11 protein-coding genes, 7 tRNA genes and 1 rRNA gene are annotated in these 15,129 nt (G+C 41.7%); 4 read left to right on the forward strand and 15 right to left on the reverse strand.

The window, feature by feature from the left end; translation table 11 throughout:
• The first annotated feature begins 194 nt into the window (after nt 1–194).
• From ACTNBR_RS12820 to trhA, 4 genes are all read left to right on the forward strand, one after another.
• Complete coding sequence (locus ACTNBR_RS12820) at nt 195–581, forward strand: Fur family transcriptional regulator (RefSeq protein WP_427808383.1); 387 nt, start codon at nt 195–197, stop codon at nt 579–581.
• 130 nt (nt 582–711) lie between these two features.
• Nucleotides 712–1,254 (forward strand): NADH peroxidase, encoded by a 543-nt coding sequence (locus ACTNBR_RS12825; RefSeq protein WP_427808381.1) that lies wholly within the window; start codon nt 712–714, stop codon nt 1,252–1,254.
• An 87-nt stretch (nt 1,255–1,341) separates the two neighbouring features.
• The gene (gene rbr / locus ACTNBR_RS12830; protein WP_427808379.1) at nt 1,342–1,878 is read left to right on the forward strand and encodes a rubrerythrin; all 537 of its coding nucleotides are present in this window, start codon (nt 1,342–1,344) and stop codon (nt 1,876–1,878) included.
• A gap of 184 nt (nt 1,879–2,062) precedes the next feature.
• Nucleotides 2,063–2,710, forward strand: a complete 648-nt coding sequence (gene trhA, locus ACTNBR_RS12835; protein ID WP_427808377.1) for a PAQR family membrane homeostasis protein TrhA — start codon at nt 2,063–2,065, stop codon at nt 2,708–2,710.
• A gap of 4 nt (nt 2,711–2,714) precedes the next feature.
• Here the strand turns inward: trhA and ACTNBR_RS12840 are convergent, their stop codons facing one another.
• The 15 genes from ACTNBR_RS12840 to ACTNBR_RS12910 all read right to left on the reverse strand — a co-directional run.
• Complete coding sequence (locus ACTNBR_RS12840; protein WP_427808375.1) at nt 2,715–2,996, reverse strand: GIY-YIG nuclease family protein; 282 nt, start codon at nt 2,994–2,996, stop codon at nt 2,715–2,717.
• Nucleotides 2,997–3,081: 85 nt separating this feature from the next.
• On the reverse strand, nt 3,082–3,840 hold the full coding sequence (locus ACTNBR_RS12845) for a peptidoglycan DD-metalloendopeptidase family protein (protein WP_441018567.1): 759 nt from the start codon (nt 3,838–3,840) through the stop codon (nt 3,082–3,084).
• Nucleotides 3,841–3,895: 55 nt separating this feature from the next.
• Nucleotides 3,896–4,789, reverse strand: a complete 894-nt coding sequence (locus tag ACTNBR_RS12850; RefSeq protein ID WP_427808371.1) for a SpoIID/LytB domain-containing protein — start codon at nt 4,787–4,789, stop codon at nt 3,896–3,898.
• Between the two features lie 56 nt (nt 4,790–4,845).
• The gene (locus ACTNBR_RS12855; RefSeq protein ID WP_427819431.1) at nt 4,846–7,314 is read right to left on the reverse strand and encodes a glycogen/starch/alpha-glucan phosphorylase; all 2,469 of its coding nucleotides are present in this window, start codon (nt 7,312–7,314) and stop codon (nt 4,846–4,848) included.
• Nucleotides 7,315–7,335: 21 nt separating this feature from the next.
• Entirely contained in the window at nt 7,336–10,491 is a 3,156-nt protein-coding gene (gene ileS / locus ACTNBR_RS12860) for an isoleucine--tRNA ligase (RefSeq protein WP_427808367.1), read from the reverse strand.
• Nucleotides 10,492–10,930: 439 nt separating this feature from the next.
• The gene (locus tag ACTNBR_RS12865) at nt 10,931–12,445 is read right to left on the reverse strand and encodes a D-alanyl-D-alanine carboxypeptidase family protein (RefSeq protein WP_441018565.1); all 1,515 of its coding nucleotides are present in this window, start codon (nt 12,443–12,445) and stop codon (nt 10,931–10,933) included.
• Nucleotides 12,446–12,463: 18 nt separating this feature from the next.
• The gene (locus ACTNBR_RS12870) at nt 12,464–14,179 is read right to left on the reverse strand and encodes an ABC-ATPase domain-containing protein (protein ID WP_441018590.1); all 1,716 of its coding nucleotides are present in this window, start codon (nt 14,177–14,179) and stop codon (nt 12,464–12,466) included.
• A gap of 96 nt (nt 14,180–14,275) precedes the next feature.
• Nucleotides 14,276–14,348 (reverse strand) — tRNA-Lys (locus tag ACTNBR_RS12875).
• Nucleotides 14,349–14,377: 29 nt separating this feature from the next.
• Nucleotides 14,378–14,450: transfer RNA gene (locus ACTNBR_RS12880), tRNA-Phe, on the reverse strand.
• Between the two features lie 4 nt (nt 14,451–14,454).
• A tRNA-Met gene (locus ACTNBR_RS12885) sits at nt 14,455–14,528 on the reverse strand.
• Nucleotides 14,529–14,566: 38 nt separating this feature from the next.
• Nucleotides 14,567–14,648: transfer RNA gene (locus ACTNBR_RS12890), tRNA-Tyr, on the reverse strand.
• Nucleotides 14,649–14,652: 4 nt separating this feature from the next.
• Nucleotides 14,653–14,725: transfer RNA gene (locus ACTNBR_RS12895), tRNA-Thr, on the reverse strand.
• A gap of 7 nt (nt 14,726–14,732) precedes the next feature.
• Nucleotides 14,733–14,805 (reverse strand) — tRNA-Val (locus ACTNBR_RS12900).
• A gap of 59 nt (nt 14,806–14,864) precedes the next feature.
• Nucleotides 14,865–14,938, reverse strand: a tRNA-Asp gene (locus ACTNBR_RS12905).
• A gap of 78 nt (nt 14,939–15,016) precedes the next feature.
• Nucleotides 15,017–15,129, reverse strand: a 23S ribosomal RNA gene (locus tag ACTNBR_RS12910); the annotation flags it as partial.

The following is a 15,129-nucleotide window of genomic DNA, read 5'->3' on the forward strand; positions in this document are numbered from 1 at the left end:
TACTTTTTTCGAAAAATAAGCATATAATTATTACAAATTGTTACAATATCTTTTAACAGTATTTACATTCTTCAGAACTTTATTCAATTTTATATATTTTTATTTTGTGTATTTTAATTTTATTGACAATACTTCTTTTTTCGGATATTATAATTTTAATAACTGTTATCATTATCAAAGAAAGGAGAGTTCATGTGGCAAATTTAAAATACAGCAGGCAACGTGAGGCCATCAAAGAATATCTTTGTTCAACTAACTGTCATCCGACTGCCGACTCTGTTTATATGTATGTAAAACAAGAATTTCCAAATATCAGTCTTGGAACTGTATACCGCAATTTGAATCTTCTGGCTGATTTGGGTGAAGTGCTCAAACTCACGACCCCCGATGGGGCCGTCCGTTTTGACGCCCATACCTCACCGCATTACCATTTTTATTGTAAATCATGTGGAAAATTCATCGACATGGGCATTAATATAGAAGATCTGAATGAACTTGCATCCCGCAATTTTGACGGCAGTATAGACTCACACGATATTATTTTTTATGGAATTTGCGGAGATTGCACACACAAGTCATAATAATATTTATGATAAGATGATTAAATTTTCCAATATCTATTGACAATGTTCATAATTTGTGGTAACTTAATATCAGTAACTATTACTGATATTTAAAGTTAAAAATAAATAAGAAAAGGAGATTACAACCATGAAAAAATTTGTTTGTACAGTATGTGGCTACGTTTACGAAGGAGAAGCAGCACCGGAGAAATGTCCAGTTTGTGGTGTTGGCGCTGAGAAGTTCAAAGAGCAGGCCGGCGAAAGAGAATGGGCTGCTGAACACGTTGTAGGTGTTGCTAAGGGCGTTAGCGAAGACATTCTTGCTGATTTAAGAGCAAACTTTGAAGGTGAATGTTCCGAAGTTGGTATGTATCTTGCAATGGCAAGAGTTGCTCACAGAGAAGGATATCCGGAAATCGGATTATACTGGGAGAAAGCTGCTTGGGAAGAAGCTGAACATGCTGCAAAATTCGCTGAATTATTAGGCGAAGTTGTAACAGACAGCACCAAGAAGAACCTTGAGATGAGAGTTGACGCTGAGAACGGCGCTACCGCTGGTAAATTTGATCTTGCAAAACGTGCAAAAGCTGCTAACCTTGACGCAATCCATGATACAGTTCATGAAATGGCAAGAGACGAAGCTCGTCACGGAAAAGCATTCGAAGGTCTGTTAAAGAGATACTTTGGCTAAAATAATTTAGCAACTCTTAAGGACTGTAGATTTCTTTCTACAGTCCTTTTTTTAAGATAAATGGAAGAATAAAAAGGAGAATTTATTATGTCTAAATATGCAGGAACAAAAACAGAACAGAATTTGCTGGCAGCATTTGCCGGAGAATCTGAAGCACGCAACAAATACACCTATTATGCTTCTGCTGCCAAAAAAGCAGGATTCGTACAGATGGCAAATATTTTCGAAGAGACCGCTAACCAGGAAAAAGAACACGCTAAAATGTGGTTCAAAGAATTCCATGGCATCGGAAATGTAGAAGAAAATCTGGCTGACGCTGCTGCAGGCGAGAATTATGAATGGACAGAAATGTACAAACGTATGGCTGAGGAAGCAAGAGAAGAAGGCTTTGAAGAACTGGCCGCCAAATTTGAGCTTGTTGCAGAAGTAGAAGCATCCCATGAAAGACGTTATAACAAATTACTTGAAAGCTACAAAGCTGGAAAAACATTTGAAGGAGAAGCTCCTCTTGGATGGAAATGTAATAACTGCGGATATATTTACATCGGAGAAGAAGCTCCGGAAGTATGCCCGGTATGTGCTCATCCGAAGGCTTACTTTGAAAGAAAAGTTGAAAATTACTAGAAATACTCTTAGGGCTGGCAAATTGCCAGCCCTTTTTTTATTTTACATTTTCCTCTTGCATTTTCCGAATAAAAGGTGTAATATTCACATATACTTAATGTAGTTTTGAAAACTATATGTAATAATATAACCATTTTAACGTTTATTTATATGTTGTCATATACTAAATAAGGGAGGAATCATTATGACCAGACATATCAAAGACCCCGGAAGTGCAATCACCCATTTTATTGGAATGCTTATGGCAATTTTTGCAGCTGTTCCTCTTCTCATCAAAGCGGCACACGAGCCACAGCGGATCTATCTCATATCACTCACCATATACGCCGTGAGCCTGATCCTTCTGTATGCCGCAAGCACCACCTACCACACATTTATCTGCTCCGAGAAGCTTACAACCGTATTAAAGAAAATAGATCATATGATGATATTTGTCTTGATAGCCGGAAGTTATACCCCGATCTGCCTGCTGGTCCTGGAACGCAGAACCGGCATGATGCTGCTCGCCCTGATCTGGGGAATCGCTGCCATCGGGATTCTGATCAAAGCTTTCTGGGTATACTGTCCGAAATGGGTTTCATCCATTCTTTACATCGGAATGGGGTGGACCTGTGTACTTGCTTTCAGCCAGATTCTGAACAATCTGACCCGAAGCGAATTTGCATGGCTTCTTGCGGGCGGCATTATTTACACGATCGGAGGAATCATCTATGCATTAAAGCTCCCGATCTTTAACAACAAGCACAAGAATTTTGGCAGCCACGAGATTTTCCACCTGTTTGTCATGGGCGGAAGTGCCTGCCATTTCATTGTAATGTATTCATTATTGTAGATATTTACTCCATTGAATCACAATTATTGTCAGAAAGAGACGGTTCGTACTCTGCTATGAGCCGTTTCTTTTCTTCCCGGCTCATTCTCTTGATATGATATTCGCGGCTCATAGCCTCTTCTTTCGTCTGAAATTTCTCCATATAAACCAGTTCTACCGGTCGTCTGGACTTCGTGTATTTCGCGCCCCGCCCTTCATTATGTGCCCGGACCCTTTTTTCGATATCATTCGTCCAGCCGGTATAGAGCGTTCCGTCCCTGCATTTTACGATATATGTATAGTTCATTTTGCCTGTCTCCAAAAGAGAGACGAAACATTCCGGATTTCTATTTTTCCGGCAATGTTCCGCCCTTCTTCATCCTTTTTGATCTTTAGTCTTCCAGATCCATATAATCCATAGGATCCACCGGTTGACCGTCCTTTCGCATTTCGAAATAAAGGTTACATCCCTCAACACTGTAATATTTGGTCGGCTCACTCAGATATCCGAGTACAGTTCCGGCCTCCACGTAATCACCGACATAGACTGGTACTTCTTTGAGCTGACCATAAATACATTCATATCCGTTACCCATATCCACAGTGATCGTGGTACCTGTCTGAGGAAGTACATCAATCGATTTTACGATTCCGGGAGCTGCTGCAATAACATTATCATTGACTGCACCCGCAATGATGACTGCCGGATTGTATTTATACTGATCCAGCGTCTGAAAATACACGGTTTTATCCATGCTGTAGCTCATCATCACATTCCCGTTGACCGGCCACAGAAGATGGTCCGACTCTGTAAAATAGACCTGTGCCGTCTCTCCTGCCGTCTCCGTCACCGAATCAGTGTTTTCGGTTTCTTCAGTTCCTTCCGCAGTCTCATTTTCCGGCAAAGCTTCATCCGAAGTATCTTCCTGCTTTGCTTCTACTCCGTCTGTAGAGTTAGCTGCCTCTGCCATCTCCTTCTCTGTCTCTGCCTGTTCTTCCTGCTTTGCGAGCTCCAGTTCTTTGCTTGTTTTCTCCTTGTAGCTGTTCCATGTATAGGCTCCGGTAATCGCAATGACTGCTGAAAAACAGATTGCCAGAGCATAAGCCGCCTGTTTTTTCCCTTTCTGAGAAAGTCGCTGTTTCTTATTCATATTTTATCACCTCTGACAATATTTTTGCCAGAAAAACAGAGCCTTATTCATTTTTTTATGAAATGTCTGTGCTTGTGACAATTTCAACAACTTCCTCCAGAGTCGTTCCTTCAAAAAAATAATTTAAAATATCCTGATAAGAACTGCCGTCTGCTGCCATCTGTTCAGCCGTATACTGGCTCATTCCGAGTCCATGCCCGATTCCTTTCGAAGTGACCCGGATCTGACCGTCAAATTCCTGCAAAGTAAAGCAGGCCGAAGCGAGATGATACGTATCCCGGAATGCCTCCCCTTTTACGGTTTCTTTCCCACAACGCACTTCCGTCACATATCCAGCACTGTCCGTTCCCGTGACCTCCATATCCGTTCCCTGGATCATCTGTGTCGTCATGGCATCCTCAGATTCCACGTCCGCGGGACATTCCTTTACCTGCAGATACGGGTATTCTTCCGTTCCCAGAACTTCTGCCGCAGAACGTGTTTTCCCATTGCTGAGCTTATGATACGGTGTAAGAGCCGGCATTCCATTGTAAATTAAAATCTTCCCTTCCGTGTCATTCCAGGCTTCCTGAATACGGTCATATTTTTCTGCATAGTCACTGGCTCCCCAGTTGCTCTTCATCTGACTTCTTGTCCAGTACCCCTTTTTTAGAACCGTTTCACTTCCTTCTTCCTGTATGCTTTTACAGATACTTGTCCGAATCAGCACTGCCTGTGCCTTCAACGCTTCCATACCGGCATCCGCATCCATTTCTTTTGCCAAAACGCCTATCCCATACTCATCGAGCGTCAGTTTGACTGTCTTCTCATTTCTTTCTACTTTCACATAAATTGAAGCAGTTCCGACTGATGCTGTCATTTGACTTCCATTCAGAAAAACCGTTATAATATACGGCAAAAGTATCATAATAACAAGAAAATACCCTGCCTGTCTGATCCATTTCTTCATATAACAGTAAAACCTCCCATACCACTGTATGAGAGGTTTCCCTGATTTATGAATTCTTATTCTTCAGGTTCAACAGTAACTTTATCAAGTTTCCAGATATCATCCACATATTCCTGAATTGTTCTGTCAGATGTGAATTTACCGCAGCTTGCAGTATTGAGGAGTGCCATTCTTGCCCAGCGGTCCGTATCACGATATGCCTCTTCTACTCTCTTCTGCGCTTCTGCATAAGGACGGAAATCCTTCAAAATGAAATACATATCCGGTCTCGGACTTCCCTGTGTATTAAGCAGAGAGTTGTAAAGATCACGGAACATTTCATGATCTCCATGAGAATAGGTTCCATCCATAAGCTGATCTACCACACGCTTCAGTTCCCAATCGTTGAAATAAATTTCCTGCGGATTGTATCCACCATGGTTTTCGTAATTAATAACTTCATCAGAGCTGAGGCCGAAGATAAATGCATTTTCGATTCCCACTTCTTCCACGATCTCAACGTTTGCACCATCCATAGTTCCGAGAGTCGGAGCTCCGTTCAGCATAAATTTCATGTTTCCGGTTCCAGATGCCTCTTTTGAAGCGGTAGAAATCTGTTCGCTGACATCTGCAGCTGCAAAGATCCACTCTGCATTAGATACACGGTAATCTTCAATGAAGACAATTTTCAGTTTTCCATTGATAGAACGGTCATTATTTACTACTTCTGCAACAGAGTTGATCAGCTTGATGATCTGTTTTGCACGAATATATCCTGCGGAAGCCTTTGCACCAAAGATAAAGGTTCTCGGATAGAACGGCATTTCCGGATGTTCTTTAATCTGATTATACAGATACATAACATGTAAAATGTTCAGAAGCTGACGTTTGTATTCATGAAGACGTTTCACCTGTACATCAAAAATAGATCTCGGGTCAACTTCCACTCCATTGTGTTCCAGAATATAAGCAGCAAGACGCTCTTTATTCTTATATTTGATGTCCATAAATTCAGCTCTCGCCTTCGGATCATCAGCAAGTGGTTTTAACTTAGCCATTTCAGAAAGATCGGTGATCCATCCGTCTCCGATATGTGCGGTTACCCAGTCAGCAAGGAGCTGATTTCCATGAAGAAGGAATCTTCTCTGAGTAATACCATTTGTCTTGTTATTAAACTTATTCGGCATCATCTCATAGAAATCTCTCAGTTCCTGATGCTTCAGAATCTCTGTATGAAGCTTTGCAACACCATTTACAGAGTAACCTGCAACGATTGCAAGGTGTGCCATCTTCACCTGTCCATCACGAAGGATTGCCATCTTTGCAACTTTATTCTCGTTACCCGGATACATCTGACGAATCTGCTCTACAAAACGGCGGTCGATTTCCTGCACGATCTGGTAAACACGCGGAAGCAGTCTTGAGAACAGGTCGATCGGCCATTTTTCAAGCGCTTCTGACATGATTGTATGGTTTGTATAAGCAACCGTTTTCGTGGTGACATCCCATGCTTCGTCCCATTCCAGACCTTCCTGGTCAATAAGAAGACGCATTAATTCGGCAACTGCCACGGTCGGATGCGTATCATTCATCTGAATCGTTACTTTCTCGTACAGTTTGCGGATATCGCTGTGTTTCTTTTTATATTTTGCAATCAATGCCTGCAAACTTGCTGACACGAAGAAATACTGCTGTTTCAGACGAAGCTCTTTTCCTGCATAGTGATTATCGTTCGGATACAGAACCTCTACGATATTCTTAGCCAGGTTTTCCTGTTCGATCGCTTTATGGTATTCACCACGGTCGAAGGAATCAAGTTTAAATTCTGTAATCGCTTTTGCATCCCAGATACGGAGCGTATTGACTACATGGTTTCCGTATCCAACGATCGGCATATCGTACGGAATTGCAAGTACGGATTCATAGTTTTCCTGAATATAGTAATTTCTCTTTGTCTTCTCGTCGTATTCAACGCGGATCGTTCCGCCGAAACGAACTTCTTTTGCATACTCATCACGGCGAAGCTCAAACGGATTACCGTCTTTCAGCCAGTTATCCGGTGTCTCTACCTGATAACCATTCTCAATTTTCTGCTTAAACATACCATAGCGATAACGAATTCCGCATCCATATGCTGCATATCCCAAAGTTGCAAGAGAGTCCAGGAAACAAGCTGCCAGACGTCCCAGACCACCATTTCCAAGTGCTGCGTCCGGTTCCTGATCTTCGATTGCATTTAGATCGATTCCCATCTCATCGAGCGCTTCTTTTACTTCCTTGTAAGCGGTCATATTGATCAGGTTATTACCAAGTGCGCGTCCCATCAGAAACTCCATTGACATATAATAAACAGTCTTTGGATCTTCTTTCTCGTATGTCTTCTGTGTTGCAAGCCAGTCATCCACAATTGCTTCTTTCACTGCATAAGATACAGCCTGAAAAATCTGCTGTGGTGTTGCCTCATCGATTTCACGACGATACAGTGTACGCACATTATGCTTTACTTCTTTCTTAAATGCTTCTTTCTCAAATCTTTTACTATACATTATGTTCTCCCTTCGTAAGCTTTAGTTCTTTTCTACTCCCAGATTAACTGTTTCACCGTTGATCTTCCATTCCTTTACATGACCTGCCGGAACAGCTTTTTCAACGCTGACCGCCAGAGTCTCCTGTCCGATTTCATCGGCAAATTTTGCAAATACAGACTCTGCTTTTTCGCTTCCGTCATATGTTACTTTGATCTTATCTGTTACTTCGAAGTCTGCTTCCTTGCGCATTGTCTGGATCTTACTGATGATTTCTCTTACAAAACCTTCTTCCAGAAGTTCTTCTGTCAAATTCGTATCGAGAACAACCGTAATTCCATAATCACTCTCAGATACATATCCTTCTGCCTGACTCATATCAATCAGAAGGTCTTCCGTAGCCAATACAACCTCCTGCCCATTCACATCAAGCTTCAAAACACCATTTGCGTTCAGTTCATCCATTGCTGCATTTCCGTCAAGATTATTCAGTGCGTTCTTGATTCCCCCCAGCAGCTTGCCATATTTCGGTCCTACCGTCTTAAGCTGCGGCTTGAATGTATAAGAAGTAAATGCACGAACATCTTCCGTAATTTCCATTTTTTTCACATTCAGCTCGTCTGTAATGATATCCTGATAAAATTCCGGAAGTTCTCCAATTCCTTTTACAAACATCTTGCCGATCGGCTGACGGTTTTTGATGTTTGCAGTATTACGGCATGCACGTCCCATAACAACAATTTTGAGGACCTCATCCATATTTTCTTCCAGATTTTTATCGATATATGCATCATTGGCAACCGGGAAATCACAAAGATGGATACTTTCCGGTGCGGTTTCATCAAGACTTCTCACCAGATTCTGATATATCTCTTCTGTCATAAACGGAATCATCGGTGCTGCTACCTTGGAAACAGTAACCAGTGCAGTATACAGGGTCATATACGCATTGATCTTATCCTGTTCCATTCCTTTTGCCCAGAAACGTTCACGGCTTCTTCTTACATACCAGTTACTCATATCATCTACAAAATCCTGAAGTGCTCTTGCAGCTTCCGGAATTCTGTAATTTTCAAGATTGTCATCCACTACTTTGATTAAAGTATTCAGCTTAGACAGCAGCCATTTATCCATTACGGACAATTTATCATAATCCAATGTATATTCTGCTGCATCAAAATCATCAATATTTGCATACAGTACAAAGAATGCATAGGTATTCCACAAAGTTCCCATAAATTTGCGCTGGCCTTCCATAACCGCTTTTCCATGGAAACGGTTCGGAAGCCAAGGAGCACTGTTCACATAGAAATACCAGCGGATCGCATCTGCTCCGTATGTCTCCAGAGCTTCAAACGGATCGACCGCATTACCCTTTGACTTACTCATCTTCTGTCCGTTTTCATCCTGAACATGTCCCAGAACGATAACATTCTTGTACGGTGCCTTATTGAAGATCAGTGTTGATATCGCAAGCAGAGAATAGAACCATCCTCTTGTCTGATCCACCGCCTCTGAAATAAAATCTGCCGGGAACTGCTGTTCAAACAATTCTTTATTTTCAAATGGATAGTGATGCTGCGCAAACGGCATAGAACCACTGTCGAACCAGCAGTCAATAACCTCCGGTACACGGTGCATCGGCTTTCCGCACTTCGGGCAACGGATCGTTACTTCATCGATATATGGACGATGCAGTTCAATATCATCCGGACAATTATCTGACATTTCTTTTAATTCAGCAATACTTCCGATGGAATGCTGATGTCCGCATTCACATTCCCAAATATTCAGTGGAGTACCCCAGTAACGGTTACGGCTGATTCCCCAGTCCTGAACATTTTCCAGCCAGTCTCCAAAACGCCCTTTACCGATACTTTCCGGAATCCAGTTGATCGTATTGTTATTTGCAATCAGATCGTCTTTGACATCCGTCATCTTGATGAACCAGGATTCTCTCGCATAGTAGATCAGCGGTGTATCACATCTCCAGCAATGTGGATAACTGTGTTCAAACTTTGGAGCGTCGAAGAGAAGTCCGCGGCTTTCCAGATCCTTCAGTACTTCCGGATCGGCCTTCTTTACAAACAATCCGGCAAACGGAGTCGTCTCTCCCATATTTCCTTTTTCATCAACAAGCTGTACAAAAGGAAGATCATATTTCCGGCCTACCTTTGCATCGTCCTCACCAAATGCAGGAGCAATATGAACCACTCCGGTACCGTCTGTCAGAGTAACATAGGTATCGCATGTCACAAAGAAAGCTTTCTTGTTCTGCTTTGAAGCACAATCATATGCGCACTGATAAAGCGGCTCGTATTCTTTGTATTCCAGATCCTGTCCTTTGTATGTCTCCAGAATCTCATATGCCGGCTTTCCTTCTTCTGCAAATTTTCCAAGAATCGTGTCCAGAAGTGCACATGCCATATAATAAACATTACCGTCCGCACATTTTACTTTTGCATAATCTTCATACGGATTTACACAAAGTGCGATATTGGAAGGAAGTGTCCATGGTGTTGTCGTCCATGCCAGAATATAAGCATCCTCGTCCTTCACTTTGAATCGAACAATCGCAGAACGTTCTTTGACATCCTTGTACCCCTGCGCTACTTCCTGTGCAGACAGAGGCGTTCCGCAGCGTGGACAGTAAGGAACGATCTTAAATCCTTTATAAAGAAGTCCCTTATCCCAGATCTGCTTTAAAGCCCACCACTCGGATTCAATAAAATCATTATCGTAAGTTACATAAGGATGTTCCATATCCGCCCAGAACCCTACCGTACCTGAGAAATCTTCCCACATACCTTTGTATTTCCAGACACTTTCTTTACATTTGTTGATAAACGGTTCCAGACCATATTCTTCAATCTGATCCTTTCCGTCCAGTCCCAGAAGCTTTTCCACTTCAAGCTCTACCGGAAGACCATGAGTATCCCAACCAGCTTTACGAGGAACCATATATCCCTTCATAGTGCGGTATCTCGGAATCATATCCTTGATAACACGTGTCAGCACGTGTCCGATATGCGGTTTTCCATTCGCAGTCGGAGGACCATCATAGAAGGTATAGGTCTCTCCTTCTTTCCGGTTTTCCATACTTTTTTCAAAAATATGATTATCTTCCCAGAATTTTTCAATTGCCTTTTCTCTGTCAACAAACTTCAAATCTGTTGACACTTTTTTGTACTTGGCCATGTCAGTACTCCTTTCATAATCTTCAGCCTTTTCTGTTTCTTCACCATAAGATACGCAGTGAAATAAATATAGGTTAGCTGACATCCTATAATAAAAAAAGCTCTCCTCCTGTAATAGGACGAAAGCTTATGCATCGTTAACCACCTGTTACTGCATACCAACATATGAGTTTCCTATAACGGAGGAAATACCGGCATCCCTTACTCATATACCACTTTCGGGGACTGCAACTCAGAAGTGATATTCGAATATATCCTACTCGCACCGGTCTCTCACCATCACCGATTCGCTTTGTCTTTGAAATATATTCTACTGTCTTCGTCATAGTTTTTCTCTTTTACGTAGCTATTATAATAAAGAAACCCTTGACGAGTCAAGGGTTTCTTGGATTTTCAGCTTTTTGACGGATTTTTCTTGTAAAATTCCGCAGTTTGTATAGTTATCGTTCATATCTGTCTCTGGTATCTCTCCGGCTTCTTTCTCGCCTTCTTTCACCCGACATCTGCCTATATCTTTCTTCCTGCTGTCTTTTGCGCTTTCTGGCAATTCTGCGACGCCTCTGTGCCTCTCTTTTCTTCTTCCTTTTAACAGCAACAGCCAGTAAAAACAGAAAAAAGATGATTCCCAATATGACAATCCCCGCAACGATCCATATGATCCATTTCCAGACACTGTTTTCTTTTTGTTCTTCCTTCTTTTCTTCTGGCTTCATCTCCGGTTCATTCTTTTCAAGATACACATCACTGAATTGGACAGATGCCGTCCCAACCAGATGGCCGTCATAAGTATACTCAACGATTCCCGCCGTTTTATCATTAGAATAAGGGATCAGTTTCATCTCAAGACTTTCAAATTCCACACCGGAAGGAAGTAACACATATGCATTTTCATCGATACTCTTAATATCTTCCGATTTCTCTCTTTCTTTAATACTAACCTTCTGGAAATTGTCAAATCCATAATTCAAAAGTGCCTCTGTATCTGAATAAACATTTCTTCCATGTGTACGTAGAACAACACAAATCAGTCTTCGATTTCCATCGTCTGCACAAGTAACCAGAGTGTTCAATGCCAGATCTGTATAGCCTGTCTTTCCCGCAATGACCCTCGCATCATAATACTCATTTCCCTCATAAAACATCTGATGCTTTTGTTGAAACGTTCTTGTTTCTGATGTCAAATTCGTTGCGGGAATCGTATACTGCATTGTCTGACAGATCTCCTCAAATTCCGGATGATTATTCAAAAGCTCCCTTGTGATCAACGCCATATCCCTTGCTGTCGTATAGTGATTCGGATCCTCCAGTCCGTTGGTATTGACAAAATTGGAATTCAGACCTCCCAACTCTTTACATCGGGAATTCATCTCCTGTATGAACCAGTCATATCCCTCCCCTATACTCTCACCAATTGCATATGCGGCTTCGTTTGCTGATGCGAGCAAAACCGCATACAGCGCGTCTTTTAAAGAAATCTCTTCCCCCGGATTTAATCCAATGTGAGCATATCCATATCCAAGACAATTGATACAATCGTCTGTCACCGTGACCTTATCATCTAATTGTCCATTTTCCAATGCAATCAATATTGTCAAAATTTTTGTAATACTCGCAGGATAGCCCTTTCCATCAATATTTTTCGCATACAGGATAGCTCCACTCTCTGCATCCATCACAATCCCGGCCTCACCATATGTCTTAGGTCCTTCCGGCCAATCCTTCCATGCATTGGAATCTACTGTCATCTCGTACGCCTTCTGAGTGGCTGCCTCTTCGGCTTCCGAAGTCTGAGAAGGCTCACTTTGCGTCATATCAACCGGCTTTGTATCTTCCGCATTTCCATATAAAGGAATTGCACTGCTAAGAAGAAGCACTGTAACCAAAAATGCGGCAATGCGTCTCCTGTGTTTTTTTTCTTTCGCCTGATTTTTCAGAAAAAAATCTGCACAATTCATAATAACTCCTTATAACTCTTACAACAATCCCCTATAACGATTCACACATGCGTAAATATCCTGTTTTCGAATCTGAGCCATCCCGGACGGGATATACGTTCCCTGGCACAAAAACTCTAATCCACATATCCGAAGCTGATTCCATAATTTTTCCACAAGCACATCCACATTCTGTTCTTGTCTCTCCATCTGTTCCAGTAAATATTTCAAACAATGAGAAAGCGTCGTCGTTTGTTCCGAATCCAGTATCTGCTCCACATATTTCAAATCCACAGTATCTTTACCAATTGAAAAACTGTCTTTTCCAAACTGCTTGATTTTCACCTGGTCTCTTTTTTTATCAAGGCGTTTCGATCTGGCAATCCTGCGAAATTTATCTTTATCAAAAATAACACTGATCGGAATTTTTGTTTCTGCCTCCATATTATCTTCCGGAACCTTTGCAATCACTTTCTTGACTTTTTCCGTAATATCAAATGTCTGATAATTATCCATCTGCAAAATCTTATCCGCAATATAAAAATAGGATCCCGAACTTCCTGCAACAAGAACAATCGATATACCGTGCTTTTCATTTAACTCCCTCGCCTGAAGGGTAAATGGTGTAATCGGCTCTTTATCTCCCGAAACAACAGTCTGCATAAGGCAATCACGGACCATGAAATTCGTAGCACAGGTATCTTCATCAATTAATAATGTTTTTGCTCCTGATTGAACCGCTTCTACAACATTCGCCGCCTGTGAAGTTGAACCACTTGCATCTTCTGTTGAAAAATCAACGGTATTTTTCTTATTTGGCAAATCATTAATAAATGGAGAAATATTAACATGAGATACTGCACGACCATCTTCTGCTCTGATTTTAACAGCTGTATCATCTGTAATCACATATTCCCTCCCATCGCCTGCTATATGATTATAAATTCCATGTTCCAGAGCTTTTAACAAAGTAGATTTTCCATGATATCCCCCTCCGACAATCAATGTAATTCCTTTCGGGATTCCCATTCCCTTAACAAGTCCTGCATACGGAAGCTTCATTTCAACTTCCATACTCGCAGGTGATTGAAATTTCACTGCATTTTTCATCGGTCTTTGAGAAATACCACTTTCTCTTGGAAGAACAGACCCGTTTGCCACAAATGCTACCAGATGTCTCCTAATCAGTTCTTCTCGTATTGTATGTTGATCTTCTGCCAGTTCAACTACCCGACGAACTTCATTCTTATTAATATTCTCATAGAATAATGACTTCTTAACAGCATCAGGAAGATACTCAAATAAAATCTTTTTTAGCTCATAAGCATTAATCGTCCGTCCGTTTGCCGGAAAGCCAACTTCAAACCTTACCAATAGATCTCCATTCTCAATTTTAAATGCTGTTCTCTCCAGTATCTCCTGACCACATCTGCTGATACCAATCAATCCACTCTTTCCTGATCCCTTTGCCTGAAACGTATAAGAAGAGACAGACTTAGTAAATAATCTGGTCAAATGATCCTGAAGAGCAATCCTTTTATAATCTGTATCATACATAGTAAGAGGAAAACCAGCCTGATCCTTTTTCACCTGAATGCTTAACTTAGAAGGTGCAGCAAACGGGTCTCCCTGTACATGGTCAATATGAAGTACAAATCCCGCAAATTGATAACTTCCTTTTAATTCTTTATAAGCAGGATACCCTTTACGGTTAATACTCATTAACATCTTATCTAATTCTACAGATGATTTCATTGTCTTCACTACCTACCTTCCTGCAAATTACTATCACTATCATTGTATAAAGAAAAAACCGCATTACTGTTAGAAACAATAATACGGTCTAAAAAATGAAGCATCGGGGATTCGAACCCCGGACAACTTGATTAAAAGTCAAGTGCTCTACCGACTGAGCTAATGCTCCATCCAGTTTAAATTGTCTTGGTAGACAAGTGCCCAGAGCCGGAATCGAACCAGCGACACGAGGATTTTCAGTCCTCTGCTCTACCGACTGAGCTATCTGGGCGAAATTGCGGGGGCAGGATTTGAACCTACGACCTTCGGGTTATGAGCCCGACGAGCTACCAGACTGCTCCACCCCGCGATAATTTATTTAATTCAATGTACATATAAAATGTACAATGGATGGAGGAGGATTCGAACCTCCGAAGGCGGTGCCAACAGATTTACAGTCTGCCCCCTTTGGCCACTCGGGAATCCATCCAAAAAGCCGATGATCGGACTCGAACCGATAACCTGCTGATTACAAATCAGCTGCTCTGCCAATTGAGCCACATCGGCATATCTATGGGACCAATAGGGCTCGAACCTATGACCCTCTGCTTGTAAGGCAGATGCTCTCCCAGCTGAGCTATGATCCCATAACATTAACACCTCATCAATAATCTGAGGCAGCTCTCACATTTTGAGTAAGAACTAGCGACCCGAATGGGACTCGAACCCACGACCTCCGCCGTGACAGGGCGGCGCTCTAACCAACTGAGCCATCGGGCCTTACTTAAAAGGTATATATACCTTCAAAACCACATACAAAGTTTTATCTCTCCATCCATTCTTCCTATCCTACCTATCTTGGTTATGCCCTCGACCGATTAGTAACAGTCAGCTCCATGCATTACTGCACTTCCACCTCTGCCCTATCTACCTCGTCGTCTTCAAGGGGTCTTACTACTTTCGTAGGGATA

Source organism: Bariatricus sp. HCP28S3_F11 (assembly GCF_052065395.1).
GTDB lineage: Bacteria > Bacillota > Clostridia > Lachnospirales > Lachnospiraceae > Allocoprococcus.